Source organism: Hymenobacter armeniacus (genome assembly GCF_014699055.1).
GTDB lineage: Bacteria > Bacteroidota > Bacteroidia > Cytophagales > Hymenobacteraceae > Hymenobacter > Hymenobacter armeniacus.
Genome location: NZ_JACXAC010000006.1, coordinates 381,091 through 405,583, shown reverse-complemented (window position 1 = coordinate 405,583; position 24,493 = coordinate 381,091). Strand labels below are relative to the sequence as shown.

The window sequence follows — 24,493 nt, the reverse complement described above, 5'->3', positions numbered from 1 at the left end:
GCTGGTATATTTGTCGTTCTTCGCGACGGAGCTATGGCTTCGCATTCCCCTTGTTGCCTCGCATGGCCGATTCCCAACCGACAAGTTCTTCCCATTCTTCGGGCCCCAAACCGAAAGCACCGCGCCGCCGTCGCTGGCCCGTGCGGCTGGCCAGCTGGGCCTGGGTGGGGTTCGGCCTGCTGGTCATCCTGTTTTTGGTGTATCCGTTTCTGGTGAGCACCAATTTCATGTTCCTCTTCGGCAAGTCGCCGAGTTTGGCCGATTTGGAAAACCCCAAAGTGGAGCAGGCTTCGGAGCTCTATACTTCCGACGGCGTGCTCATTGGCAAGTACTTCCGCGAAAACCGTTCACCGGTAGCCCTCAGCCAGATGTCGCCGCTGCTCATCAAGGCCCTGATTGCGACGGAGGACGTGCGCTTCTACGAGCATTCGGGCATCGACCTGCAGGCCGTGATTGGGGGCGCGTTTTCGTCGTTGCGCGGGGAGAAGCGCGGCGGCTCCACTATCACCCAGCAGCTGGCCAAAAACCTCTACAAAATCCGCCGCCAGCAGAGCCGCGGGGCTTTGGGCTACATTCCGGTGGTGAGCACCATCGTGGCCAAAACCAAGGAATGGCTCACGGCCGTGGACCTGGAGCAGCGCTACACCAAGGAAGAAATTCTGCGGATGTACTTGAATACCGTGGAGTACGGCTCCAGCGCCTTCGGCATCAAGGTGGCCGCCAAAACCTTCTTCCACACCTCGCCCGACAGCCTCAAGCCCGAAGAAGCCGCCATGCTGGTGGGCGTGCTCAATAACCCCACGGCCTACAACCCCAAGTTCCACCCGGCCGCCGCCCTGCGCCGCCGCAACGTGGTGCTCGACCGCATGGGCCAGGCCGGCGTGCTGCCCAAGGCCGAAATCGACCGCCTCAAGGCCACGCCCATCGTGCTCAACTACCACGTCGAGCCCCACATCGACGGGCCCGATACCTACTTCCGCAGCGCCATCAGCCAGTTCGTGGACGCCTGGTGCGACAGCACCGGCCACGACATGTACCGCGACGGCCTCAAAATCTACCTCACCATCGACTCGCGCATGCAGGCCCACGCCGAAGAGGCCCTGCACGAGCGCATGAAATCCCTGCAGCGCCAGTTCGACAACTTCTGGCGCAACCGCGGCTCCAACCCCTGGGTGGACGAGAAAGGCCAGGAAATCCCCGATTTCATCCTCACCCAGATGAAGCGCACCGAGAGCTACAAGAGCCTTGCCGCGCGCTATAAGAATCAGCCCCAGCGCCTCGATTCGGCCCTGAACGCCAAGCGGCCGATGAAGGTGTTCACTTGGAAGCACGACGACAACGACACCACACTGGTGATGTCGCCGCTCGATTCGCTGGCCTACTACAAGCACTTCCTGCAATCGGGCATGATGTGCATGGACCCCTTCACCGGCCAGATTAAGGCCTGGGTGGGCGGCCTGGATTTCCGCTTTTTCCAGTACGACCACGTGAAGCAGGGCAAGCGCCAGGCCGGCTCCACGTTCAAGCCCTTCGTGTACCTCACGGCCTTGGATAACGGCTACTCGCCCTGCGACCGCATCCGCGACCAGCGCGTGACCATCAAATACGTCGAAAACGGCCAGCCCATGGAGTGGCAGCCTGACAACGTGACCCGCGAATACACCGGCATCAACATGACGCTGCGCCATGCCATGGCCCGCTCCGTGAACTCCGTGACGGCCCAGCTGACCGAGAAAGTGGGCTGGGAAAACGTGGCCAAGTACGCCCACAAAGTCGGCATCACCTCGCCGCTGCTGCCGGTGCCCAGCATCGGCCTGGGCTCGGCCGGCGACGTGAGCGTGTACGAAATGGTGGACGCCTACAGCACCTTCCTCAACAACGGCTTCCGCTCCGACCCGCGCCTCGTCACCCGCATCGAGGACCGCAACGGCAACGTCATCCAGCAGTTCGACCCTGTGCAGCATCGCGCCATCCCGGCCGAAACCGCCTGGCTGATGACCTACATGCTGCGCGGCGGCATGGAGGAGCCGGGCGGCACCTCCCAGGCCCTCTGGGACTACGACCTCTGGCACAACGACAACCAGATTGGCGGCAAAACCGGCACCACCTCCAACTACTCCGACGGCTGGTACATGGGCATGACCAAGGACCTGATGACCGGCGTGTGGGTGGGCGGCGAAGACCGCAGCATCCACTTCGTGGGCTCGCAGCAGGGCGAAGGCGGCCGCACGGCCCTGCCCATCTTCGGCAAGTTCATGGAGAAGGTGTACAAGGACAAAGAGCTGGGCTACACGCCAGGCCACTTCCCCAAGCCCACCGTCAAAATCACCAAGAAGTACACCTGCGTGTCCGAATCGGAGCCGCGCCGCCGCGCCGTGGCCGTCGATACCATCGCCGCCGACAACCTGCTGGAGCAGATGAACAGCGGGGGAGGGGTGCCGGATAGTCTAAGCGGGCGACGCTAGCGAATCCCAAGTTGCTGGCGCATGTCGTTGCTGAACATCCAAAGCTCTTGGATGGGCACTGGTTTCCTCAGAACCTTACTTAGATTCTTGCCTTCTGTGGTAAATAAAAAAGGGTAACAACTGATGCCTTGATTGCCATTGAGGCTAGCTACTTCCTGCTGCCAGCCTCTCCAACGCATCTTGTCGTAAAACTGGTCCAGATTGCCGGAAAAGCAGAAAACCAAAAAATCAGAGTAGCTTTTGTTTAGCGGCTCCCACTCCAGGTTTTCGGGTGCGAGGTAATAAATTTTGCCGAGCGTGGCTTGTCCAAAAGCCCCGCCGTTGAGCGCAAAAAAACCTCCCAATGCATCATCGGCAATCAACAGAAGCCCTTTTTGCTTGTCCTTGTTCCAACCCATCAAGTCACGGTTGAGGCCCGGCGAGCCAGAACCTAGGATGCGGAGCCAGCCATTATCCACGAGGATGCCACCCGTTTCGTAAACCACCGCGCCCATTGGCGAACGGGTAGTCACCTGTGCCGCTAGCAAAGCGCTGTCGGCGCGGGATGCCGTCTTGGGCATTATTTGCACCTTGTTTTTCGCGGCTGCAATCCAGCCCTGCACCAACGGCCAGCCCGGGTCTTGGGTATTAATAAGTTCGGTTAGGGAGCGTGTTTGCATCGATTGAGCACACGAGCAAGCTGCTTTAAGCAGGAAAAGGGCAAGTAGGAAGGCGGCGCGCATAAGCGAAACTACTCACCATCCCCGCCGCCTCAGCTACTCAACGCCTCAATGGCCGCATACACCGTCCGCACGGTCATGTGGTCCAACTCCTTGGCCGGCTCGCTGAGTTGGGCGTAGGGCTGGATTGCGGGGCCATCGGATGCGTGTTCAGGGCCATTGAATGACTTGCGGAGCCATCGGAACAGTTTCCGGAAGCGTTGGACGCCTTTCCGGACGCGTTGACTGGCTTGCGGATGCGTTGGAAGGCATTCCAGGGCCGTTGAATGACTTGCGGAGCCGTTGGCAGCCTTTCCGGTACCATCGGACGAGGTTCCGGAGCCGTTGAATGACTTGCGGAGCCGTTGACTGGCTTGCGGAAGCGTTGAATGAATCGCCGGAACCGTTGGCTGGCTTACAAAGAGCGTTTATTCCCCGCCATACAGCGCCTCCAGCGCCCCGCGCAGCTCCGGATACTCGAACCGAAAGCCTTGCGCCAGCACCTTTTGCGCGCTCACTTTCTGCGAGGCCAGCACGATTTCGCTCATTTCGCCCATGGCCAGCTTCAGGCCGAAGGCGGGCACTTTGGGCAGCACCAGCGGCCGGTGCAACACCTGGGCCAGCGTTTCGGTGAACTGCTGGTTGGTGACGGGGTTCGGCGCCACTGCATTATAGGTGCCCTGCCAGGAAGCATCTTCCAGCATGGCAATGAACAGGCGGCAGATGTCGTCCAGGTGAATCCAGGACATATATTGCTTGCCGCTGCCCAGCGCCGCCCCGGCGCCCAGCTTCACCGGCCGGGCAATCTGGGGCAGGGCGCCACCGTCTTTGCTCAGCACAATGCCGATGCGCGGCACCACCGTCCGGATGCCCAGCGCCGCAATGGGCTCAGCGGCCAGCTCCCACTGGTGCGCCACGTCGGCCAGAAAATCCTGCGTGGGCAGTCCGGGTGGCGTTTCTTCGGTGAGCAGCTTGTCGCCGGTGTCGCCGTACACCCCTATCGCCGAAGCCGATATGACGGCTTGCACGTGGTGCCGCGGGTTGGCCAGTTCGCGGTGCAGCAAAGCCAGCCCGCCCAGGCGGCTGGTCATGATGTCGCGCTTGCGCTCGTCGGTCCATTTGCCGTCGCTCACACTTGCCCCGGCCAGGTTCACAATGTAGTCGGCGTAGAGAATGGCGGCATCATCGATGGTGCCCGCGCGCGGGTCCCAGCGGAAGCTGCGGTAGTGGCTGCTCTTGGCAGGCTCGCGGCTGAGCAAGGCCACCTCGTAGCCGCTGTCAATCAGCATCTCCGCCAAGCGGGTGCCAATGAGGCCGGTGCCCCCGGTAATGAGAACTTTGCGCGGAGAAGTTTCGGTCATAGTGGTCATTTCCAACAAAAGTAACCCCCGTTTCTCACCGCTGAATGCCGCCGCTTCAGCGGGGTGGCAACCAGCGGTGAAGCCAGCCCGGCTTATTTCCCGATTTGCCGCAGAAACTCCCGCCGCAGGGCTTCGTCGGTGGCAAAACGGCCGCCGTACTCGCTGGTCAGGGTCGAGCTGCTGGTGTCGTTCACGCCGCGGCTCATCACGCAGAGGTGGTCGGCTTCGATGAGTACGGCCACGTCGTCGGTGCCCAGGCTTTGCTTGAGCTCTTCCGAAATCTGGCGGGTGAGGCGCTCCTGCACCTGCGGGCGGCGGGCGTAGTACTGCACCACGCGGTTGAGTTTGCTCAGGCCCACCACGTGCTCGCCGGGCAGGTAAGCCACGTGGGCCTTGCCAATGATGGGCACGAAGTGGTGCTCGCAGCACGAAAACAGCGTGATGTCGCGCTCCACCAGCAGCTGATGGTAATCGTAGCGGTTCTCGAACATGCGCACTTCGGGCCGGTTCGCGGGGTCGAGGCCTTTGAACCACTCCTTCACGAACATCTTGGCCACGCGGCGCGGGGTGCCGGCCAGGCTGTCGTCGGTCAGGTCGAGGCCCAGCTCGCGCATGATGGCCTCAAAGTGGCCGCTGATGGCCGAAATTTTCTCGTCGTCGCTGCGCGCGAAGGCATCGTCGCGGAGCGGAGTGCGCAGGCCCATAGGCAGGTGCGAATCGGTTGCCGGGGCCGGCCCGGAAGGGTTATCCATGGTATTCTACAAAGTTACGGTCCGTCTCGTAGAGCGTGACCGACAAAGTCAGGCCGGCGGCAAGGTGCGGCCGCAGGCGCTGCCAAATAACGACGGCAATGTTTTCCGCCGTGGGGTTGAGGGTTCGGAATTCTTCCGTGTCCAGGTTGAGGTTGCGGTGGTCGTAGCGGTCCAGCACCTCGTGCTTGATGAGGTCGCTCAACCGCTTGAGGTCGTACACATACCCCGTTTCGGCGTCCACCTCGCCGGTGAGGCGCACGGTCAGGTTGTAGTTGTGGCCGTGGTAGTTAGGGTTGTTGCACTTGCCGAAAACCCGTTGGTTTTGGTCGTCGCTCCAGGCGGGGTTGTACAGGCGGTGAGCGGCGTTGAAATGCTCGGTGCGGCAAACGGTGACTTGCATAGGGGCTTACAACCCGCGCACGGCGGCGTTTGTTGCGTCTGGGCGCCCGAGGCAGGGCATTCACAAAATCAGCCTATCTGCATTTACTAGACTTAAAACATTATGAATTGAACAAAAGAAATAAAAACTGCATTATTCCTAAAAAAATTCTCGCGAAGAGAATTTGCATGAAAGAAAGGACTTAAATTTGAAAAGCCGGAAAACGATACCGGGGACAACAGTTCTTCCTTCGACCTCTTTTTTAGTTCTCATTAAGTTTATTGTTACCATGAAACGAAGCCTACTAATCCTACTTGTTGTATGCTTGGCAACGCTGGGTGGTTATGCTCAGAAATCCCCTGTGGATGAGGCCGATATGTCCATTGGCAACGTTCCGCGCACCGGCCAGCGCGTGAGCGTGCAGCTCGATAACAAGCGCGTGGAAGCCGCTTGGCTGAAGCAGCTGAACGACAAGTTTGGCAGCAAGGTGAAGAACAACAAAGGCGTCGTGACCATGGACGGCGTCATCATCGAAGAAATTGCACCCACGCCCATTCGCGTGATTTCCAAGGTGGACGCTACGCCCACCGGCACCACCGTGTGGTGGAGCATCGACCTGGGCAACGCTTACTTGGCAAAAGACAAAACCCCCGTGCAGTGGAAGTCGGCCGAGAAGTACCTGAAAGACTTCGCCCGCATGATGTACCGCGAAGACCTAGTGTCGCAGATTGCCGAAGCCGAGCGTGCCCTGGTGGCCTCGCAGAACAACCACATGGCCGTGATTGAAAAGGCCAACACCATCAAAAAGGACATCGAGAAGAACAAGGCCCGCAAGATTGAAATCCAGCAGATGCTGGCCGCCAACGCCGCCGAACTCCAGCAGTTCAACAACCTCATCGACCTCAACCTGAAAGAGCAGGAAGCCGCCCGTGGCGACATTGTGAACATGCGCGTGGCCCTCGAAGCCGTGAAGGACCGCATGAACAAGATTGAGTAGTCGGCCAAATCCGACGGCTCCGCAAAAGCCCCGCCAGCACTGGCGGGGCTTTTTTGTTTCTGGCGCGGGCCCAACCCCGCGGGGCCTTGCTACGTTGGCAAGGAAGGCGGTCCGCTCCGGGCCGCAATTGCTTACCGATACCACTACACCCCACCCATGGAAAAGAAAGATTCGCAGCACCAAGTGCACCTCGACAGCGCCATTCACCTCCTCACCGGCGACCTAGCCTCCACCGCCGAGCGCGCCGGCCTCGACAACCAGCTGCAGCGCTGGATTGAAGACCTGAAGGACGCCAACAACCCCGCCCTGCATCAGCTGGTGGTCGACCTGCAGGCCTTGAAAGCGCACTTTGGTAGCGGCTCGCTCGACGTGAACGTCATTGCCCCGTTGCTGGCTCGCCTCGGCACCGAAACCACCCAGGCCGCCAATTTCGCCGAGAACGTAAATACCGCCACGCGCATCACCAAGCTGGGCGAGGTCCTCAGCGGCGTGGCGCAGCAGTTGCAAGGCGGCACGGCAGAAGTCGACGGCAACCTGCCGCAGGATTTCTCCTCGCACAGCTAAGGAAATGCTCTGGCTGTCGCAATTGCGACTACCCAGAACCTAAAAAAGCCGGCCCCACGCGTGGGGCCGGCTTTTTTATTACAGGCAGCTGAAAAGCTGCGGCGTTGCTTAGGCGGTAGCCTTGCTGGCCACGTTCAAGCGACGCTCTTTGATACGAGCTTGCTTGCCCGAGAGGCCGCGCAGGTAGAACAGACGGGCGCGACGCACTTTACCGCGACGCACCACTTCGATTTTCTCGATGTTGGGCGACAGCAGGGGGAAGATACGCTCGGTGCCGATTTGGTTCGAAATCTTGCGCACGGTGAAGGTTTCGCCGTTCGAGCTGGGGTTGCGGCGCTGCAGCACCACGCCCTGGAACTGCTGGATGCGCTCCTTGTTGCCCTCACGGATTTTTACGTGCACGTTCACGGTGTCGCCGGCGGCGAAGTCCGGAAAGCTGGCGCGGCGCTCTTGCGATTCGGCCTGGATAAAGTCAAGTAGTACGCTCATGGCTGAGAAATTGCGAAAGACGGCGCCGCCGTCGGGAATTAGTATTTTATCGAAACGGAGCGCAAAGATAGGGCTTTCCGTTGAGGATAGCAAGTCATTTGTAGAACATGCGTTAGCTTGTTCACTGATTTGCTGTTGATTCAGAAAACGAAGCGCCCGAATCTGGTTTTAGCCCAATAAATCGGGCCGCCGCTGCTGGGTGCGGGCCAGCGCCTGCTCGTGCCGCCACTCCTCAATCTTGGGCGTATTGCCCGATAACAGGATTTCCGGCACCACCTGGCCGCGCCACTCGGCTGGCCGGGTGTACACCGGCGGCGCCAGCAAATCATCCTGAAAAGAATCGGACAAGGCCGACTCCTCGTTGCCGAGCACGCCGGGCAGCAACCGCACCACGGCATCGACCAGGATGGCCGCGCCGAGCTCGCCTCCGCTGAGCACGTAGTCGCCCACGCTGATTTCGTGGGTGATGTAGGTTTGGCGGATGCGCTCGTCGATGCCCTTGTAGTGGCCGCAGAGCATGATAATGTTCTGGAACAGCGACAGGCGGTTGGCCAGGGGCTGGCGCAGCGTTTCGCCGTCGGGCGTGAGGTAGATGATGGCGTCGTAGGGCCGTTGGGCCTGCAGCTCGTCTATCCAGGCGGCAATGGGCTCTACGCGAAGCACCATGCCCGCGCCGCCGCCAAATACGGCGTCGTCAATCTGGCCGTGCTTGTTGATGGCCTTGTCGCGCAGCTGGTGCAGGTGAATGTTAACCAGGCCCTTGTCTTGCGCCCGCTTCACGATGGAATGGGAAAAAGGGCTAACTAGCAATTCGGGCAAGCAGGTGAGGATGTCGATTCTCATAGAATGGCTGCAGGCCACATGCCGCAAGCCGCAAGCTGACTAGCCTTGGAAAGGCTTGTAGCTTCTGGCTTGCAGCTTGCGGCTGGTTTACGCTTCGTCGAATTCGTCGGGCTCGTCTTTGTCGCGCGAAGACGGCTTGAGGTACACATCGAGCAAGCCTTCTGGCAGGTTTACGTGGACCTGCTTTTTCTCGTGGTCGGCGTGGCTCACTAACTCATCCACCACCGGAATCAGCACTTCCTGGCCCTGGTAGCGCATGGCCAGCATGTCCTGCTGGGGCAGCTCGTAGAAGTTTTCGACGGTGCCCAACTCGCCCAGGGTTTCATCGACCACGGTGAAGCCAATGACGTCGTGGAAGTAAAACTGGTCGTCTTCCAGCTCAGGCAGTTCGGCTAGGGGCAGGTAAAGCTGAGAGCCGCGCAAGGGCTCGGCTTCCTCGATGCGGTCGATGCCGCGCAGCTTCAGCAGCACGCGGTTGCCGGACTGGGGCTGCACTTTCTCTACCTTGTGCTCTACTAGCTTGGCGGGGGCGGCGGGCAGGGCGAGGTACACTGTTTTGAGCTTGAGGTAGTCGTCCACGTCGTCCACGTCGAAGTGGGCGGCCACGTGGCCGCGCAGGCCGTGGGTTTTGAGGATGTAGCCGAGCTGATAGGTTTCGTCGAGGGTCATAGCGAGCGGGGGAGGGGAAACGAAAAAGAGTTTGGGGGTTGCCAGCCGGTCCGGCTCACAACTCCCAAACTCTTACGGTTTTCAGTTGCCTAAAAACTACTCGGCAGCTTCGGCGGCAGCCTCTTCGGCCGGAGCCTCGGTGGCTTCCTCGGCAGCCGGAGCGGGGGCGTTAGCAGCCAGCAAGGCAGCCTGCTTCTGACGCAGCGCTTCGGCGCGAGCTTCTTTCACCTTGGTTTCGGCGGCGAAAGCAGCTTTGCGGGCTTCTTCCTTCGCGTCGACCAAGCCAGTGCGCTTGCCTTCGATTTTGGCGTCCTTCTCCTGCTTCCAAGCGTTGAAACGCTCGTCGGCCACCTCTTGGGTGATGGCGCCTTTGTCGACACCCAGCTGCAGGTGACGACGGTAGAGTACGCCGCGGTAGCTCAGCATGGCCCGCACGGTGTCGGTGGGCTGGGCACCGGTCATCATCCAGTAGAACGCGCGGTCGGCGTCGTAGTTGATGGTGGCGGGGTTGGTGTTGGGGTTGTAGGTGCCGAGTTTCTCGATGAAACGGCCGTCGCGGGGCGAACGGGAGTCAGCAACTACGATGTCGTAAGTGGCGGCCTTTTTGCGGCCACGGCGGGCGAGGCGGATTTTAACTGCCATAAACCGGTGGGGTTGTGCGACGCAGCTCGTGCGTCTGATGAAGATTTCCCGAAATTGGGAGTGCAAAGGTAGCGCTTGGTCAGTGGATTAGCTAGCAGAAGAATGAAAAAAGCCCTGGCGGTAAGGCCAGGGCTTTCTCTTTGCTCTTGTTGCATCTACGCTGCCATGGCTTCGCGCTTGGGCTTGGCTAGCTTCGACATGGTGTTCAGGTTCATGTTTTTGCGCTTCACCTTGATGATGCCCACTTTGTTCAGGCCCCAAATGGCCACATAAGTAGGGTCGAATTCCCACCACTTCACGCCGAAGTTGACGCGCATAGGCAGCTTGTGGTGGTTGTTCTGGAACAGCTCGCCGAAAGCCAGGAAGTCCAGGGCCAGCGTGTTCATCGACTTGTCGTTGTTGTCGAAATTCTGGTAGCCGTACTTGTGGCCGCCCCAGTTCACGATGGCGCCGTGGATGGGGCCCATCAGGAAGTGGATGGGCAGCAGCAGGTACTGCCACCAGGCCGTGGCGAAATTGATGTAGAATAGCACGTAGGCCGTGCCCCAGCCCACCCGCGAATACACGGTGCCGCCGAATTTGTCGAGCCAGTTCCACTCCGGAATGTCGCCCTCGAAGCGCTTGGCGCCTTCGTGGTTGTTGTTCACCACGTCGTTGTAAATCACCTTGGTCTTCCACATCATGTCGAACGCGTTGTTCGAAAAGTGGGGCGAGTGCGGGTCCAACTCGGTGTCGGAGTAGGCGTGGTGCATGCGGTGCAGCAGCGCGTAGGCCCGGGGCGAGAGGAAACTGCTGCCCTGGCAGAGGTAGGTGAAGAGGAAGAAAAACTTCTCCCAGAAGCGGTTCATGGTGAACATCTTGTGCGCCGCATACCGGTGCAGGTAAAACGTCTGCGTGAACAGCGACAAGTAGTAGTGGGCAACGAAGAAAATGAGGATAGCCATAAGGGGTTCTAAAGCTGAACTGCAGGCAGAAGCAAAATGCCAGCGCTTAGGTTCAGTGGAAACGATGCAAAATTACGGCCACCGCCAGGGCAGGGGAGTTTTCGGTGCCAGAAGGCCAAAATCTTGCACCTTCGGTGAAATAAGCAAACGCCTGTCACCTTGAGTGCCGTGAAGGACCTTGCCACGTGGGCACGGCTTGTCTAGGCGTGAGAAGGTCCTTCGCGACAATCAAGGCGACAGGCGCTTAGCTGGCAACTGCTTACTTGTAGTACTCCCGGGCGGCGTCCCAGTGCGGAGCGTCGGGGAGGGGCGCGATGAACGTGAGGGCTTCTTTCGTGACGGGGTGCTGCAACTGCAGTTGGCGGGCGTGCAGGGCAATGCTCACGTCGGGCAGCGGGGCAATGAAGCCGTACTTCACGTCGCCCACGATGGGCGTGCCCAGGCCGGTGGCCAGCTGGGTCCGAATCTGGTGCGGGCGGCCCGTCACGGGGTTCACCTGCAGCAAGAAACGGTTGCCGGCCGGACCCAGCAGTTCGTATTTCAGCTCCGAGCGCAAGCCCTGGCCGTGGGCCGTGGGGTAGGCTTTGGTCACGTTGCGCACGGTGTCTTTCACCAGCCAATGCACCAGCGTGCCGCTTTCGGGCACCGGCGGCTTGCCGGTGAGGGCCCAGTAGGTTTTGTGAATCTTGTCGTCGCGGAACATCTCGTTCAGCCGGCTCAGGGCCTTGCTGGTTTTGGCCAAGATAACGATGCCCGACACGGGACGGTCGATGCGGTGGCACACCCCCACAAAGGCTTCGCCGGGCTTCTTGTATTTGAAGCGCAGGTATTCGGCGGCTTTTTTCGAGAGGGGCTCGTCGCCGGTGGCGTCGCCCTGCACGAGCAGGCCGGCGGGCTTGTTGATGACGAGGAGGTGGTTGTCTTCGAACAGAATTTCTCTGCCTTCGGACCAGAGGTTGGGACGATTCACGCGGCGGGGGCGGGCGGGAGGTTGGGTTTCGCAGGAGCGGGCCGGGGCCCACACGGGGGCTTCCGCACGTCATCAGACCACACTCGCCCGGCGCTCCGCTCTTGCTCTTTTGTGGGGCGAAGATACGAAGCCAGGTTGGAGTAGTCGGCTGTCACCCCGAACGCAGTGAAGGACCTTCTCACGCTGGAACGAGTCGTTCGTGGGCGAAAAGGTCCTTCACTGCGTTCGGGGTGACACCCGATAAAAAAGGCGCTAGTATCCCTCTTCTTTGCTCGGAAACTCGCGGTTTTTTACGTCGGCCACGTAGTGCTGCACCGCCTCGGTCATCACGTCGTGCAGCTCGGCGTAGCGGCGCAGGAAGCGCGGCTTGAACTCCTTGGTGAGCCCCAGCATGTCGTGCACCACCAGCACCTGGCCGTCCACGTCGGGGCCGGCGCCGATGCCGATGACGGGAATGGTCAGCTCTTCGGCCACTTGCTTGGCCAGCGAGGCGGGGATTTTCTCCAGCACCAAGCCAAAGCAGCCGATTTCCTGCAGCAGGCGGGCGTCTTCGAGCAGCTTTTGCGCCTCGGCTTCTTCCTTGGCGCGCACCGTGTAGGTGCCAAATTTGTAGATGCTCTGGGGCGTGAGGCCGAGGTGGCCCATCACCGGGATGCCGGCCGTGAGAATGCGGATGATGCTGTCCTTTACTTCGGCGCCGCCTTCCAGCTTCACGCCGTGGCCGCCGCTCTCCTTCATGATGCGGATGGCCGAGCGCAGGGCTTCCGAAGAGTTGCCTTGGTAAGAGCCAAAGGGCATATCAACCACCACGAAGGCCCGTTTCACGGCGCGCACCACGCCCTGGGCGTGGTAAATAATCTGGTCGAGGGTGATAGGCAGGGTGGTTTCGTGGCCGGCCATCACGTTCGAGGCCGAGTCGCCGACGAGCAGCACGTCGATGCCGGCGCCGTCGAGGATTTGGGCCATCGAATAATCGTAGGCCGTGAGCATGGAGATTTTTTCCCCCCGCTGCTTCATGGCGAGCATCTGGTGGGTGGTGACGAGCTTGACTTCCTTGTGCTGGGACATGGGGGTGGCCGGCCGGGGCCGGGTTGACGGGGATGGACAGCCGTTTGGCGGGGCAAAGCTGGCAACAATTTCGTTATCCGGCGGCGGCAGCCCAGCAAAAAGCCCCTGGCCGAAGCGCAGGGGCTGAAAAGATGGGGCGGAGATGAAAACGGGCGGCAGCTATTCGGCCGCGTCGCGGGTGGGTTCGGGCGACAGGTCGGGCTGGGGCAGCGACGAGGCTTCCGAGTGCTGGGGCCAGGCCGGGGCCTGCAACGCGAGCAGGCCCGGCAACTCGTCCGGGTCGCTCACCACGACGATGGGCGTGGGGGCCAGCACCTGCTGCTCCAGGGCCGTGGCCAGGGCCACCCCGTCCATGGCCCCCTGCAGGGTGCCGCTGAGCACGATTAGGTCGGGGTGCACGAGGCGGGCGGCCTTGAGGGCGGCGTCGCCGCGGGCTTCGATGCGCACCACTTCGTGGCCGGCGTCGTGCAGGTGGTGCTCAAGCGCGGCGGCTTGTTCGGGCGAGTCGGCGGCGAGGAGCACACGCAGAAAGAAGGGGTTCATGGCAGCGGCAGGGTCGGGTAGGATGCCAAAGCACGTCCTGCCATTTTTGCCACGCCGCCAATAACGTTCAATCTGAGCCGGCGCCCCCCCAACGACGGCAATCCCTATGCGAACGAAAACGGGCTTACTGGAACTGTACCGTGCGGTTCCGATTAATCTTCAAATCCTGCAATAAGCTGCTCTTGGCCGCAATGGTGAAATTGTACCCTTTGTACTGTCCAAACGGAATCCAGGTGCCGTTTATCTGCCAGCAGTGCAAATCCCGGAAGAAGCTCACGGTGGGAAACGTGACGGCCTGGCTGGTGAAATCGTAGCCGAAGCTGGTGGTGAGGCGCAGGTTTTCGGTGAGTTTCACCGAGCCATCGGCCCGAATGGTGTTGACGGCCAAGATGGGCGGGCGTCCGTTGGCCCGAATGTAGGCCTCGGTGAGCGGGGTGGTGGCCGTGGTGTAGCCGGCGTTGTAGCTCATGTTGAGCTCCCACGGAATGTCGAAATCGACGTAGTCGGCATAGTAGTTGGGCGGCCCCACCGTGCCCAGCGAAGGCGTGTTGGATGGAGCCACGGCGCGCGGCACGGTGCTTTTTTTCTTGCCCGAAGCGGGGTTGAAGGCGTAGTTGGTAGAGAACACCGCCGACTCCAGGCGCAGCAGCCGGCGCGGGTTCGATTCGAAGAGGTACTTGTTGATGGTGCGACCGGAGGCGTCGCGCTGGTAGGGGTCGAAGGTGAAGCTGCTGTTGAAGGCGAGCTTTTTGGCCAACTGAGTGCGGAAGCTCACGCCCAGCTTGGACAGGCGCTGCGTATCGGCCGCGAAGTTGTAGCTAAGGTTTAAATCAAGCCCTTCGATGAGGCTGACCTTGCGGAAGGGGTTGAGGCCGGTGGTGTCGTTCTCATCCCGAATTTTCAGCTCCACCGCGTTTTGCAGCTGAAATGAAAGGAGGCTTTGCGGGTTGCTGGTGGGCGCCCCAAACAGGAAGCCGTCGTAAGAATTGAACGTGTAGGCATTGAGTATTTTAGGGTCCGTCACCACGCGGCCAAACTGGTCCACGAAGCCGGTCAGGACTTCCTGTCCCTGCCGGTACACCGGCACGCCCTGCGGAAAATTGTTGTCGAGGCCCAGCGCCGGGGCGTAGGTGTAGGTAAGGCTGGGCGTCGCTTTGTGGCGCAGGGCCTGAATCTTGTGGGTGCCTTTGCGCACAATGGTGCCGTAGAACGTGGTGTTGAGGCTGGCCCCGCCCGAGTAGGTGCTCACGCGGTTGAATCCATACACCGTGTCGATGCGCACGGCCTGGGCCACGGGGCTGTAGCGGTAGCGCAGGCTCTGGGCATACCATACCTCGCTGTAGCTCACGGTGGGGCTCAGCTTGAAGTAGGGCCCCAGATTGTAGGAGCCCAGGCCGATGCCGAATTGGTGCTGCACGCCGTTGCGGGAGTTGCGCAGCAGCTTGCCCACATTGTTGAAGCTGAGCGGAATGCGGCTCACGTCGGTGGTGCCGCCCAGCAGGGGCAGGCCGTTGCTCAGCGAGCGGGCGCTCACTTGGTTGCTCAGTTCGTTGCGCGCAATGAGGTTGTAGCTCAGCGTGAATTGCTCGTAGGAGCTGGCGCCGAACTTGCCGCCCGCGCCGGGCTTGATGCCGAACCACTGGTAGGGGTACTGCCGGGCCACGCCCACGCTGATGTCGGGCAGCGTGAAGGTCATGGTGCCGTCGGTGCCCTGGCTCTGGCTCAGGCGCACGTCGTAGTTGATGGGCGAGTTCCGAATCTGCTTCGAGTAGCTGATGGTGGAACTGAACTGCGTGGACACGTTGCGCCGCACGTCGAGGCTGTTGATGCGGTTGTAGCTGGTGGTGCCGGCGTTCACGCTGGCCGAGAAGCGCCCGCCGCCGGGCTTGGGCACCGGCGTGTGATTCCAGGTAATCCAGAACGAGTTTTCGGACGGCGGCTTGATGTACTCGGGGCCTGTGTTCAGCGAGCCCGGGTCCAGTATCTGGGCCGTGGGGCGGGTGGTGAAGCGGAAGTTGAAGTTGCCCTGGTACGTGTAGCGCTTCAGGTACGTCACGTCGGCGGTGGCGCCCCAGCCGCCGAAGGTCTGGGCGTTGCCAGCGTACACGTCGCCGGTGAGGCGCACGCCGATGTAGTCGTTCGGGGCGAAGTAGTAGCCGCCGTTGGTGAGGTAGTAGCCGCGGTCGGCGGCCTGCCCAAAGGTGGGAATGAGCACGCCCGAGCCGCGGCTCTTGTTGGGCGTGGGGAAGAAGCCGAACAAGAAGCCCAGCGGCGTGGGCACGTCGCCAATCACCAGGTTGAAAGGTCCGGTCACCACCTTGTCGCCGGGAATTACCTTCATTTTCTTGGCCTGAATGTAGAAGTGCGGGTGCTCCAGGTTGCAGGTGGTGTAGCGCCCCATCAGGCCGTTGATGTCGCCGTTGGGCAGGCGCTTGATGACCTGGGCGCCCACGTAGCCTTCGCCCTGCGTGGTCACGGCCTCGGTCACCTTGGCTTTGCGGCTTTTGAAGTTGTAGGCAATGCTGCGGGCCTCGTACTTCTGGCCGTTGTCGGTGAGCAAGGGCCGGCCCACCAGCTTGTTTTTCACCGTGTCTTGTTTGCCTTCGGCCTGCATGGTGTTGTTGCCGTAGTTCACCGTGATGAGGGCGGCCTTGAGGTCGGTTTTGCCATACACCACGCTGGCGTTGTCGTAGAGGCGCGCTACCTTCTTGGTCACGTCGAACTGAATGGAGTCCTTGGCCGTGTAGTTGATGGTGGTTTCAATCTGGCCCTTGCGCTTGGCCGCCAACTGCAGCGAGTCGCCGGAGCGGCTCACCCCATTCACCAGGCCGGTGGTATCGGTAGGCGTGAGGCCGGGCAGGCGGGTGGTGCCGCCGGGGGCCAGCGTGTCGGGCACGGGCTTGTGCGAGGCGCCGGGAATGCGCGACTGGCCGGCGTTGACGGCGCCGGGCGGCGGCGGGCCCACGGGGTCGCGCGGGTCGGGCGAAATGTTGCGCACCGGCGGAGTGGGGGCGCTGCCGGGGCGCTGGCCGGGCTTGGCTTTGGGAATGGGGCGGGCCGGCACCACGGGGGCGCGGTCGGGGGTGGCGGGCGTGGCCAGTATGGCCTTGCGCCGGTCTTTGCGGGCTTGAATCTTGGCCTTGCGGGGCGTTTGCTCTTTGGGCGCCGAGGGCGTCACGGTTTGGCCCGCCGCCGGGCCGGCTACGCCGCAGAGCAGCAACAAAAACAGGGCCTGGTGCAACACCGCGCGCAGCCGGGCCCGGCGGAAACGGGACGGCCGTGCCCGAAAATCGGTGGCAGCAGGTAGGCCAAACCAGAGAGGCAAAGTATAGTAGCGGTTAATTCGTTTACTTTTGGGGCTTCTACAAAGGTAGCAGGTCGCTACCGCCCCTTCAACGAACGACGTGCGGATTATTGTCATCCTGGCCAGTGCCGCCCTCTTGCTGCTGGGCGCCGCAAGTGGGGAGTGGAAAGCAGAGGCCCAGACCACGGCCGACTCCACCCGCGTGGCGCCCGACTCGGCGGCGCTGCCCGACGCCAACGCGCCCTACCGCTACCGCCTGCGCACCGTGGTGCTCGACGCCGGCCACGGCGGCAAAGACCGGGGCTGCGCCGGCGCCAGCGCCCGCGAGGCCGACGTGGCCCTGGGCCTCATCCTGGCCCTGGGCAAGCAGATAGAGCAGAACATGCCCGACGTGAAGGTGATTTACACCCGCAAAACCAACGTGTTTGTGGAGCTCGACGAGCGGGCCGCCATCGCCAACCGCAACCACGCCGACCTGTTCATCTCCATTCACTGCAACGCCGGTCCCAGCCAGAGCCACGGCACCGAGGTGTGGACCATGGGCCTGCACAAAACCACCGCCAACCTCGGCGTGGCCCAGCGCGAAAACTCGGTTATTCTGCAGGAAAAGAACTACCAGACCCGCTACAACGGTTTCGACCCTAGTTCGCCGCAGTCGCACATCATGTTTTCGCTGTTTCAGTCGGCCTACATCACCAACAGCCTGCGCTTCGCCCAGCGCGTGGACCGGCAGCTGCGCACCACCGTCAGCCGCCCCAGCCGCGGCGTGAAGCAGGCCGGTTTTCTGGTGCTCTGGAAGTCGACCATGCCCTCGGTGCTCATCGAGTCGGGTTTCCTGACCAACCCCGCCGAGGAGCGGTACCTGAACGACAAAGCCAATCAGTCGTATATGGCCGCGGGCATCTACCGCGCATTCCGCGAGTACAAGCGCGAACTGGAAGGCGGATAGCGCCCAGGCCACGGTTGAGGTTGGTTTTTGCCCGCCCGCCCGTCCTTGGAGCACCCCGTTCTCGTACGTGACCAAAGTATAGGCCTGTTCCTCAATTCATCACTCAATACCTCTACACGTGTCTAAAGAAATCAAAGTGGCGCTGCTCACCATCGTCGCTGTTGTCGCTCTGGTGTTTGGCTATAATTTCCTGCGAGGCAGCAACTTGCTGTCGAACGACCGCACGTATTATGCCTCCTACCCCAACGCCGAAGGCCTAAACGTCGGCGCCGTGGTGCTGCTCAACGGCATCAAGGTGGGCCAGGTGAAAAACCTGGAGCTCATGCCCGAGCGCGGCAACATTGTGCGCGCCACCCTGGAGCTGGTGAAGGGCGTCACCGTGGGCGACTCCACCACCGCCGGCCTCAGCGGCTCGCTGCTGGGCTCCAAAACCATTACCCTCTTCCTGGGCAAAAACAGCAAGGAGTTCAGCGGCGGCGAAGAGCTGCGCACCAAGTCGGCCGTGAGCAGCATCGACGCCTTCCAAGCCAAGGCGCTGCCCGTGCTCGACACGGTGGGTGCCACTCTCTCGCACATCAACGGCTTCCTGAACAAAGACGCCCAAACCAACATCCAGAGCACGTTGCGCGGCGCCCGCGCCAGCACCGAAGCCCTGCAGGCGCTCATCGTGGCCAACCAGGCCAACATCAACCTCATCACCCGCAACCTGGCCCAGATGAGCACCGCCCTGAACAAGACCACCGGCAAGCTCGACAAGATTGCCGTGAACTTCTCGCAGCTGTCCGACTCGCTCAAAACCGCGCCCGTAGGCCCGGCCCTGCGCCGCCTCAACGCCACCCTGGCCGATGCCCAAACCACCGTGCAAAGCCTCAACACGGCCCTCAACGACCAGAGCGGCTCCATGGGTAAGCTCCTGCACGATTCCACGCTCTACAACAACCTGGCCGCCACCACCGCCAGTTCCAACGAGCTGCTCACCGACCTCAAGGCCAACCCCAAGCGCTACGTGCACTTCTCTGTCTTTGGCGGCGGCAAAGAAAAGAGCAAAGTAGAAACCACCAAAAAGCCCGACGGCAGCACCACTACCGAAGTGAAAGAAGTGAAAAAGGCGGATGCCACCCCGGCAATTAAGTAGCCGCGCTACTCTGCAATACCGTTCTGGTTTCGGCGTACTCTCCGTCGGACCCGTACCTTTGAAATCCGCCCCCGGGCGGATTTTTTTGCGCCCATTCCCACCCAAAATCCCACCGCTCTTTTTATGAACGTCGAGTTCAACCGCAACGAAGACCAACTCAAGCAACTCAGCTTCAACCTCACCCAAAAACTCCAGAAAGTGGCCCTCGGCGGCGGCCCGAAGCGCATCGAGGCCCACAAGGCCAAAGGCAAGCTCACCGCCCGCGAGCGGATTGAGTACCTGCTCGATAAAGGCGCGGCGCAGGTCGAAATCGGCGCGTTTGCGGGCGAGGGGATGTACAAGGAGGAAGGCGGTTGCCCCGGCGGCGGCGTGGTGGTGGTCATCGGCTACGTGGCCGGGCGGCAGTGCGTGGTAGTGGCCAACGACGCCACCGTGAAGGCCGGCGCCTGGTTTCCCATCACCGCCAAAAAGAACCTGCGGGCCCAGGAAATCAGCATCGAAAACAAGCTGCCGATTATCTACCTCGTCGACTCGGCGGGCGTGTACCTGCCCATGCAGGATGAGATTTTCCCGGATAAGGAGCATTTCGGCCGCATCTTCCGCAACAACGCGGTGATGAGCAGCATGGGCATCGTGCAGATTTCGGCCATTATGGGGCCGTGTGTGGCGGGCGGGGCGTATTTGCCCATTATGAGCGACGAGGCCATGATAGTGAACGGCACGGGCTCGGTGTTCCTGGCCGGCTCGTATCTGGTGAAGTCGGCTATCGGCGAAAGCATCGACAACGAGGCCTTGGGCGGCGCGAGCATGCACTCCGAAATCTCGGGCGTGACGGACTACAAGTTCGATACCGACGAGGAGTGCTTGGAGCACATCCGCAACATCTTCGACAAGATGGGCGGGCAGGCGTCGGCTGGTTTCAGCCGTGTGGCCCCGGCCAAACCGGCGCAGGACGAGCAGGAAATCTACGGCCTGCTGCCCGCCGACCGCGTGAAGCCCTACGACATGATGGACATCATCAACCGGCTGGTGGATAACTCGGAGTTTGAGCCCTACAAAGACCTGTACGGCCAGACGCTCATCTGCGGCTTGGCACGCATCGACGGCTGGGCGGTGGGCATCGTGGCCAACCAGCGCAAAATCGTGAAGAGCAAGAAAACCGGCATGCAAATGGGCGGCGTCATCTACTCCGACTCAGCCGATAAAGCGGCCCGCTTCATCATGAACTGCAACCAGAAGCGCATTCCGCTGGTGTTTCTGCACGATGTGTCGGGCTTCATGGTGGGCAGCCAGAGCGAGCAGGGCGGCATCATCAAGGACGGCGCCAAAATGGTGAATGCCATGAGCAATTCGGTGGTGCCCAAGTTCACGGTCATCGTGGGCAACAGCTACGGCGCCGGCAACTACGCCATGTGCGGCAAGGCCTACGACCCGCGCCTCATCGTGGCCTGGCCTACGGCCCAGCTCGCCGTCATGAGCGGTGCCGCCGCGGCCAACACGCTGCTGCAAATCCAAGTAGCCTCGCTCAAAGCCAAGGGCGAAGTCATCACCCCCGAAGCTGAAAAAGAACTGCTCGACCGCATCAAGGCCCGCTACGAGGAGCAGCTCTCGCCCTACTACGCCGCGGCCCGTCTCTGGGTCGACGCCGTGATTGACCCGCTGGAAACCCGCAAAGTCATTTCCGAAGGCATCGCGGCGGCCAACCACGCGCCGATTGAGAAGGCGTACAACGTGGGGGTTATTCAGGTGTGATGACCATAATTTTAGAAGAGGGCTATCAAACAAATTTGGGCGCGCTGCTGATTCCGCTCCGAAAGCAAATAGAAAGCCTGAACTGGCTAGTTACCAACCTGCAGTGTTGGACTCTGGGAGATTGGTCACCGCTGATTGATGCTTGGCAAACGCAGTCAGATAGTTCGGAATCATGCTATACCGTGGTGTCTGGAAAAGAATTGCATGACACGTTTGCTGGTCAAGCCATCCAAGTGGTGTGGGGCGTTTTCTGCGGAGTAGCTGGCGTTGTTCCAACTCTGACGCATGAAAAAGTGCCTTATGCTGACGGCAACCGGCGAATCTGGTCGGAGCCAGAGATGTTTCAGCTAGCAGGTTCCGAAATCGAAATAATAGCCTTCGACAGCTCCTTCACGCTATTAAATTTTCGGGATGAAGCGCTGGGGCGTCAGTTTTTGGCAGCATTCCCAGATGGCAGAATTATACAGAGCCCTGACGATATGCTGAAATCCTATCAGTAGCATGATGCAGGCCCTTTACCTTTTGGCCGGCTACAACGGCATAAATAAAACCGCCGCCATCGTCTACCGCTTAGCTTACCGCGGGCTTGTGAATGCCACTGAGAAAAGGCAATAACATCTCAATTCGCACCAATCCGCTCAGCTACCGTTTCAAAAAACGGCATGCGGTGCAGCGCCGCAAACTCCTGGATGTGGCTGCGCAGCCGGGTTTCTTCGGCCGCATCGTTGCCTATGGCGAAGTGCAGCTCCACCAGCCAGATGTGTACCTGGAAGTAGTCGAGCAACCAACTGTTGGTTTCCAGGTTGAAGAGGGAGTGCAGGTGTGGGGCGCGGGCGCTGATGAGCCCGGTGCGCAATTCGGCCACGGCCCGGAAAGCGCGCAGCAGCTGGTCGAACACATTGGTTTCGAGCCAGGCCAGCTCGGGAAATTCCTGGTTGGTGAATGCTAGCCAGTCGAGCAGCGCCGGAAACTGGCCGGTAAGAAATAGCGCCTCGGCCACGAAGAAGTGGTAGCCGGCCGGAAACAGGTTGTAGAACGCCGGCAGCGGCCCCTGGGGTACCACCGTGCGCGGCACGTCGCGGGCTTCCTGCCGCACCTGGGCCAGCAATGACGCCGGCACCACGCCGTCGGGCGCGTCGTGCCAGGCCGTCACGATTTCGGCAAAGGCCCGGCGGCCGCGGGGGAAGGCGTGCACCTCGGGCGGCACGGGCAAAGCGCGCACCACCGCTAGGCGGCGGCGCCAGGCCGGCTCGTCCTGGGCCAGAAATTCGGCCAGAAACAAGGCAGCGTGGCCAAACAGTTGGGCCTCGGGCGTGTGCTTATGCTGCAGGTAGACGGCCAGTACCTCCCCGAACGCGCCAGTGAGGTGGGCCAGGTCCACGAACGACTCCACGTAGAATTCCTGGCCAGCTGGGTGGGTAGCCAGCTGCAGGGCCAGGGGGGCTGCCGCACCGCCGGGGGCCGAAGGCCGCGTGATGCGCCCCAAAAAGTACCCCAACAGCAGCCGCTCGGGGTAGGCCAGCTGCTCCATGGCCAGCAGTTCGGGAATGTCGGTAGTGGCCGGGCTGCGGGCGGTAGACGGCTGCAAGGCGCGGCCCGACACCGATTGCCCGAAAGCCGCAAAATCGGCGTGGCCCGCGTAGCGCGCCAACGTGTCGAGGGTGTGAAGGTGATAGCCGCCGTCTTTTTCAACCAGTCCGAAGAAACGCCGCAGGGTGCTGGGACTAAGGCGCCGGCCAGCAGTGGCAGCGTTTTGCTGCAGTTCCAACTCCAGGGCGTCGCAGTGGCTGGGATAGCGCAGGGAATGGCCAAAGCGGGCCGCCACGGCCTCGCGTAGCGCGGCTTGCAGGGGAGGGGATAGGCGCGGCACGGTAGAGAGAAGGTTTATGCAAAGAAAAAGATTTTTTTGAACTTTGCGCTGCTTCGCGACGCCCCCGGATATTTGAAATCCTGTTCTATAAGCACCATTTTATGTCAAGTAAGTATTGCAAACACGGCCACCGGGTGCTGGGCGATACCTGTAGCCACTGTGCCCGGCGCATTCAGATATCCCTGATGGGCAGCAAAAACCCCACGCGCGCAGGTGCTGGCCCCAACGCTACCCTTACGGCCCTGCGCACTCTGAAAAGCCTGCTCGAGCAAGCCCATATCACCGAGGCGCAATACGACGAGCAGCGCAACCACATTCTGGCCAGCTTCTAGCCGCATTTACAGTGCCAAGAAAGCCCGTGCCAAATCAGGAACGGGCTTTTTGCTATTAACAAAAAATAAAGCTTGCAGGAAATAAATGCGTGCTTTACGTTTGCAGTGTACTAGATCAATAAGACACTAGAACGACAGCCTCATGGTCCGCATCCGTAACCTCCATTTCGGGTACTCTCGCAAACATCCACTTTTTCAAAACCTCAGCCTGACGCTGGAACAGGGCCACATCTATGGCCTGCTGGGCAAAAACGGAGCGGGCAAGTCCACCCTGCTCAAAAACATGGTGGGGCTGGCGTTTCCGCAGGCCGGCACGTGCGAGGTGCTGGGGCAGCCAGCGGCCAAGCGCCTGCCGGCCGTGCTGGCCGACCTGTTCTTCCTACCCGAAGAGGTGTACGTGCCGGGCGTGACGGCCGCGAAATTCGTGGCGCACACGGCGGGGTTCTACCCCGCGTTCGACCACGAGGCGCTGGCCCGGTACCTAGCCGAGTTTGAGGTGCCGGCGCAGGCCGTGCTGCCGTCGCTCTCGTTTGGGCAGCAGAAGAAATTCATGATTGCCTTTGCCCTGGCCGCCAACACCCGCCTGCTGGTGCTGGACGAGCCCACCAACGGCCTCGACATTCCCAGCAAGGCGCAGTTCCGCAAAATCGTGGCCTCGGCCCTCACCGAGGAGCGTTGCCTCATCATCTCCACCCACCAGGTGCGCGATTTGGAAAGCCTGATTGACACCGTGCTGGTGCTGCACGGCCGGCGCATTGTGCTCAACGCCGACCTGGGCGACCTAGCCGAGCGGCTGACCTTCGCCACGGTGCCGGAGGCCGACGCCACGGCCCTCTACGCCGAAGAATCGGTGCGCGGCGCCCAGGTCATCCGGCCCAACCGCAGCGGCGTGCCGGGCCGCGTCGACCTGGAATTACTATTCAATGCCTTGGTGAGCGAAGCGCCCGCGCTGACGCACCATTTATCAACCCAACCTTCTGCTCATGAGCCAGTTCTTTAGTATTTCGCGTTTTGGGCGCTTATTCAGTAAGCACACGGCCGAGCACGGGCGCGGCTACCTACTGGCCACGGGGGTGGTGCTGGGGCTGCTAGCCCTCTGGCTGGCCACTTCGGTGAACGGGTCGGCGGTAGAACCACTGCCCGTGGGCAATCAGATTGGCGCCTTCGTTACGGGGCTGCTTCTGGTGGGGCTGCTGTTCACGAGCAGCGTGTTTGCGCCGTTGGGCGACAAGCGGCAGGCCACGGCGGCGCTCATGCTGCCGGCTTCGACGTGGGAAAAATTCCTGGTGGGCTGGTGCTATGTGCTGCCCGTGTTTCTGACGGTGTACGTGAGCGGTTTCTTCCTCGTGGATGCCCTCGTGCTGCACTTTGCTGCCGGGCCGGGCAAAATCGCGAAGCTGCTGCCGCTGTTTTCGCAGGAAAGCAAGCTCTACTACATCTTGGTGGGCTACGCAGTGCTGAGCTCGGGTTTCTTGTGGGGCAGCATCTTTTTTCAAAAGCAGCACTTCGTGCGCACGGCTTTTGCCGGGCTGCTGGGCGCCGTGGCGCTTGTGCTGGCCAATACAATGCTGGCGAAAATTCTGCTGAAACCATCGTTGGACATGGTAATGCCGTTTTCGAACGTCACCTTTCAGGAGGGCCAGAAATGGTATTCCGTCAGCGTAGCGCCAGCCTACAATGGCTGGGTGCAATGGGTAATGCTGGGCCTGATGCTGCTGGCCTGGGCAGGCGCTTTTGCTCGATTGAAAGAGAAAGAGATTTAATCGC

At 61.1% G+C, this 24,493-nt stretch carries 24 protein-coding genes; 10 read left to right on the top strand and 14 right to left on the bottom strand.

Annotation, left to right across the window (positions count from 1 at the left end; genetic code table 11):
* Positions 1–62: 62 nt before the first annotated feature.
* Complete coding sequence (locus tag IC234_RS19115; protein ID WP_190927808.1) at positions 63–2,465, top strand: transglycosylase domain-containing protein; 2,403 nt, start codon at positions 63–65, stop codon at positions 2,463–2,465.
* Here IC234_RS19115 and IC234_RS19110 read toward each other — a convergent pair.
* From IC234_RS19110 to IC234_RS19095, 4 genes are all read right to left on the bottom strand, one after another.
* A complete protein-coding gene (locus tag IC234_RS19110; protein ID WP_223827782.1) occupies positions 2,462–3,187 on the bottom strand; it encodes a DUF2625 domain-containing protein in 726 nt (241 codons plus the stop codon). The genes IC234_RS19115 and IC234_RS19110 overlap by 4 nt on opposite strands.
* 404 nt (positions 3,188–3,591) lie before the next feature.
* Entirely contained in the window at positions 3,592–4,524 is a 933-nt protein-coding gene (locus IC234_RS19105) for a TIGR01777 family oxidoreductase (protein ID WP_190927806.1), read from the bottom strand.
* A gap of 92 nt (positions 4,525–4,616) precedes the next feature.
* A complete protein-coding gene (folE, locus tag IC234_RS19100; protein ID WP_190927804.1) occupies positions 4,617–5,276 on the bottom strand; it encodes a GTP cyclohydrolase I FolE in 660 nt (219 codons plus the stop codon).
* Positions 5,269–5,676, bottom strand: coding sequence for a 6-pyruvoyl trahydropterin synthase family protein (locus IC234_RS19095; protein WP_190927802.1), 408 nt, complete (start codon positions 5,674–5,676; stop codon positions 5,269–5,271). The genes folE and IC234_RS19095 overlap by 8 nt, the downstream gene beginning before the upstream one ends.
* Before the next feature lie 355 nt (positions 5,677–6,031).
* Here IC234_RS19095 and IC234_RS19090 point away from each other — a divergent pair, with 355 nt between their 5' ends.
* Entirely contained in the window at positions 6,032–6,652 is a 621-nt protein-coding gene (locus tag IC234_RS19090) for a DNA repair ATPase (protein WP_190927800.1), read from the top strand.
* 156 nt (positions 6,653–6,808) lie between these two features.
* A complete protein-coding gene (locus IC234_RS19085) occupies positions 6,809–7,216 on the top strand; it encodes a hypothetical protein (RefSeq protein ID WP_190927798.1) in 408 nt (135 codons plus the stop codon).
* A gap of 108 nt (positions 7,217–7,324) precedes the next feature.
* Here the strand turns inward: IC234_RS19085 and rplS are convergent, their stop codons facing one another.
* From rplS to IC234_RS19040, 9 genes are all read right to left on the bottom strand, one after another.
* On the bottom strand, positions 7,325–7,705 hold the full coding sequence (rplS, locus tag IC234_RS19080) for a 50S ribosomal protein L19 (protein WP_190927796.1): 381 nt from the start codon (positions 7,703–7,705) through the stop codon (positions 7,325–7,327).
* A 168-nt stretch (positions 7,706–7,873) separates the two neighbouring features.
* A complete protein-coding gene (gene trmD / locus IC234_RS19075) occupies positions 7,874–8,548 on the bottom strand; it encodes a tRNA (guanosine(37)-N1)-methyltransferase TrmD (protein WP_190927794.1) in 675 nt (224 codons plus the stop codon).
* 87 nt (positions 8,549–8,635) lie between these two features.
* A complete protein-coding gene (rimM, locus tag IC234_RS19070) occupies positions 8,636–9,217 on the bottom strand; it encodes a ribosome maturation factor RimM (RefSeq protein WP_190927791.1) in 582 nt (193 codons plus the stop codon).
* A 96-nt stretch (positions 9,218–9,313) separates the two neighbouring features.
* Complete coding sequence (locus tag IC234_RS19065) at positions 9,314–9,859, bottom strand: 30S ribosomal protein S16 (protein WP_190927789.1); 546 nt, start codon at positions 9,857–9,859, stop codon at positions 9,314–9,316.
* Between the two features lie 155 nt (positions 9,860–10,014).
* Positions 10,015–10,803 carry an acyl-CoA desaturase gene (locus IC234_RS19060; RefSeq protein ID WP_190927787.1) on the bottom strand — a complete coding sequence of 263 codons (789 nt, stop codon included), beginning with the start codon at positions 10,801–10,803 and terminating at the stop codon, positions 10,015–10,017.
* Between the two features lie 259 nt (positions 10,804–11,062).
* Entirely contained in the window at positions 11,063–11,773 is a 711-nt protein-coding gene (locus IC234_RS19055; protein ID WP_190927785.1) for an RluA family pseudouridine synthase, read from the bottom strand.
* A 252-nt stretch (positions 11,774–12,025) separates the two neighbouring features.
* Positions 12,026–12,841 (bottom strand): 3-methyl-2-oxobutanoate hydroxymethyltransferase, encoded by an 816-nt coding sequence (gene panB / locus IC234_RS19050; protein ID WP_190927783.1) that lies wholly within the window; start codon positions 12,839–12,841, stop codon positions 12,026–12,028.
* A gap of 159 nt (positions 12,842–13,000) precedes the next feature.
* Positions 13,001–13,384 (bottom strand): response regulator, encoded by a 384-nt coding sequence (locus IC234_RS19045; protein WP_190927781.1) that lies wholly within the window; start codon positions 13,382–13,384, stop codon positions 13,001–13,003.
* Between the two features lie 124 nt (positions 13,385–13,508).
* The gene (locus IC234_RS19040) at positions 13,509–16,709 is read right to left on the bottom strand and encodes a putative LPS assembly protein LptD (protein WP_190927779.1); all 3,201 of its coding nucleotides are present in this window, start codon (positions 16,707–16,709) and stop codon (positions 13,509–13,511) included.
* A gap of 181 nt (positions 16,710–16,890) precedes the next feature.
* Between IC234_RS19040 and IC234_RS19035 the strand changes: the two genes are divergently transcribed.
* From IC234_RS19035 to IC234_RS19020, 4 genes are all read left to right on the top strand, one after another.
* Entirely contained in the window at positions 16,891–17,637 is a 747-nt protein-coding gene (locus IC234_RS19035; protein WP_190928160.1) for an N-acetylmuramoyl-L-alanine amidase family protein, read from the top strand.
* A gap of 118 nt (positions 17,638–17,755) precedes the next feature.
* Positions 17,756–18,772: an MlaD family protein gene (locus IC234_RS19030; protein ID WP_190927777.1), complete on the top strand. Its 1,017-nt coding sequence runs from the start codon at positions 17,756–17,758 to the stop codon at positions 18,770–18,772.
* Between the two features lie 123 nt (positions 18,773–18,895).
* On the top strand, positions 18,896–20,524 hold the full coding sequence (locus tag IC234_RS19025; protein WP_190927775.1) for an acyl-CoA carboxylase subunit beta: 1,629 nt from the start codon (positions 18,896–18,898) through the stop codon (positions 20,522–20,524).
* On the top strand, positions 20,524–21,024 hold the full coding sequence (locus IC234_RS19020; protein ID WP_190927773.1) for a hypothetical protein: 501 nt from the start codon (positions 20,524–20,526) through the stop codon (positions 21,022–21,024). Before IC234_RS19025 ends, IC234_RS19020 begins: the two co-directional genes overlap by 1 nt.
* A gap of 119 nt (positions 21,025–21,143) precedes the next feature.
* Here IC234_RS19020 and IC234_RS19015 read toward each other — a convergent pair whose 3' ends face one another.
* Positions 21,144–22,394 carry a hypothetical protein gene (locus IC234_RS19015; RefSeq protein ID WP_190927771.1) on the bottom strand — a complete coding sequence of 417 codons (1,251 nt, stop codon included), beginning with the start codon at positions 22,392–22,394 and terminating at the stop codon, positions 21,144–21,146.
* 101 nt (positions 22,395–22,495) lie between these two features.
* Here IC234_RS19015 and IC234_RS19010 point away from each other — a divergent pair, with 101 nt between their 5' ends.
* The 3 genes from IC234_RS19010 (at position 22,496) to IC234_RS19000 (ending at position 24,489) form a co-directional block, all read left to right on the top strand.
* Positions 22,496–22,726 carry an SHOCT domain-containing protein gene (locus tag IC234_RS19010; protein ID WP_190927769.1) on the top strand — a complete coding sequence of 77 codons (231 nt, stop codon included), beginning with the start codon at positions 22,496–22,498 and terminating at the stop codon, positions 22,724–22,726.
* Positions 22,727–22,868: 142 nt separating this feature from the next.
* Positions 22,869–23,726 (top strand): ABC transporter ATP-binding protein, encoded by an 858-nt coding sequence (locus IC234_RS19005; RefSeq protein ID WP_190927767.1) that lies wholly within the window; start codon positions 22,869–22,871, stop codon positions 23,724–23,726.
* On the top strand, positions 23,710–24,489 hold the full coding sequence (locus tag IC234_RS19000) for a hypothetical protein (protein WP_190927765.1): 780 nt from the start codon (positions 23,710–23,712) through the stop codon (positions 24,487–24,489). The genes IC234_RS19005 and IC234_RS19000 overlap by 17 nt, the downstream gene beginning before the upstream one ends.
* The last annotated feature ends 4 nt before the right edge of the window (positions 24,490–24,493 follow it).

Excerpts from the sequence above, each read along its gene's own strand:
- panB (WP_190927783.1), bottom strand. The coding sequence starts at position 12,841 with ATGTCCCAGCACAAGGAAGTCAAGCTCGTCACCACCCACCAGATGCTC.
- IC234_RS19020 (WP_190927773.1), top strand. The coding sequence starts at position 20,524 with ATGACCATAATTTTAGAAGAGGGCTATCAAACAAATTTGGGCGCGCTG.
- IC234_RS19090 (WP_190927800.1), top strand. The coding sequence starts at position 6,032 with ATGTCCATTGGCAACGTTCCGCGCACCGGCCAGCGCGTGAGCGTGCAG.
- IC234_RS19105 (WP_190927806.1), bottom strand. The coding sequence starts at position 4,524 with ATGACCGAAACTTCTCCGCGCAAAGTTCTCATTACCGGGGGCACCGGC.
- IC234_RS19045 (WP_190927781.1), bottom strand. The coding sequence starts at position 13,384 with ATGAACCCCTTCTTTCTGCGTGTGCTCCTCGCCGCCGACTCGCCCGAA.
- trmD (WP_190927794.1), bottom strand. The coding sequence starts at position 8,548 with ATGAGAATCGACATCCTCACCTGCTTGCCCGAATTGCTAGTTAGCCCT.
- IC234_RS19005 (WP_190927767.1), top strand. The coding sequence starts at position 22,869 with ATGGTCCGCATCCGTAACCTCCATTTCGGGTACTCTCGCAAACATCCA.
- IC234_RS19115 (WP_190927808.1), top strand. The coding sequence starts at position 63 with ATGGCCGATTCCCAACCGACAAGTTCTTCCCATTCTTCGGGCCCCAAA.
- IC234_RS19085 (WP_190927798.1), top strand. The coding sequence starts at position 6,809 with ATGGAAAAGAAAGATTCGCAGCACCAAGTGCACCTCGACAGCGCCATT.
- IC234_RS19095 (WP_190927802.1), bottom strand. The coding sequence starts at position 5,676 with ATGCAAGTCACCGTTTGCCGCACCGAGCATTTCAACGCCGCTCACCGC.
- IC234_RS19000 (WP_190927765.1), top strand. The coding sequence starts at position 23,710 with ATGAGCCAGTTCTTTAGTATTTCGCGTTTTGGGCGCTTATTCAGTAAG.
- IC234_RS19065 (WP_190927789.1), bottom strand. The coding sequence starts at position 9,859 with ATGGCAGTTAAAATCCGCCTCGCCCGCCGTGGCCGCAAAAAGGCCGCC.
- IC234_RS19060 (WP_190927787.1), bottom strand. The coding sequence starts at position 10,803 with ATGGCTATCCTCATTTTCTTCGTTGCCCACTACTACTTGTCGCTGTTC.
- rimM (WP_190927791.1), bottom strand. The coding sequence starts at position 9,217 with ATGACCCTCGACGAAACCTATCAGCTCGGCTACATCCTCAAAACCCAC.
- IC234_RS19025 (WP_190927775.1), top strand. The coding sequence starts at position 18,896 with ATGAACGTCGAGTTCAACCGCAACGAAGACCAACTCAAGCAACTCAGC.
- rplS (WP_190927796.1), bottom strand. The coding sequence starts at position 7,705 with ATGAGCGTACTACTTGACTTTATCCAGGCCGAATCGCAAGAGCGCCGC.
- folE (WP_190927804.1), bottom strand. The coding sequence starts at position 5,276 with ATGGATAACCCTTCCGGGCCGGCCCCGGCAACCGATTCGCACCTGCCT.
- IC234_RS19110 (WP_223827782.1), bottom strand. The coding sequence starts at position 3,187 with ATGCGCGCCGCCTTCCTACTTGCCCTTTTCCTGCTTAAAGCAGCTTGC.
- IC234_RS19010 (WP_190927769.1), top strand. The coding sequence starts at position 22,496 with ATGTCAAGTAAGTATTGCAAACACGGCCACCGGGTGCTGGGCGATACC.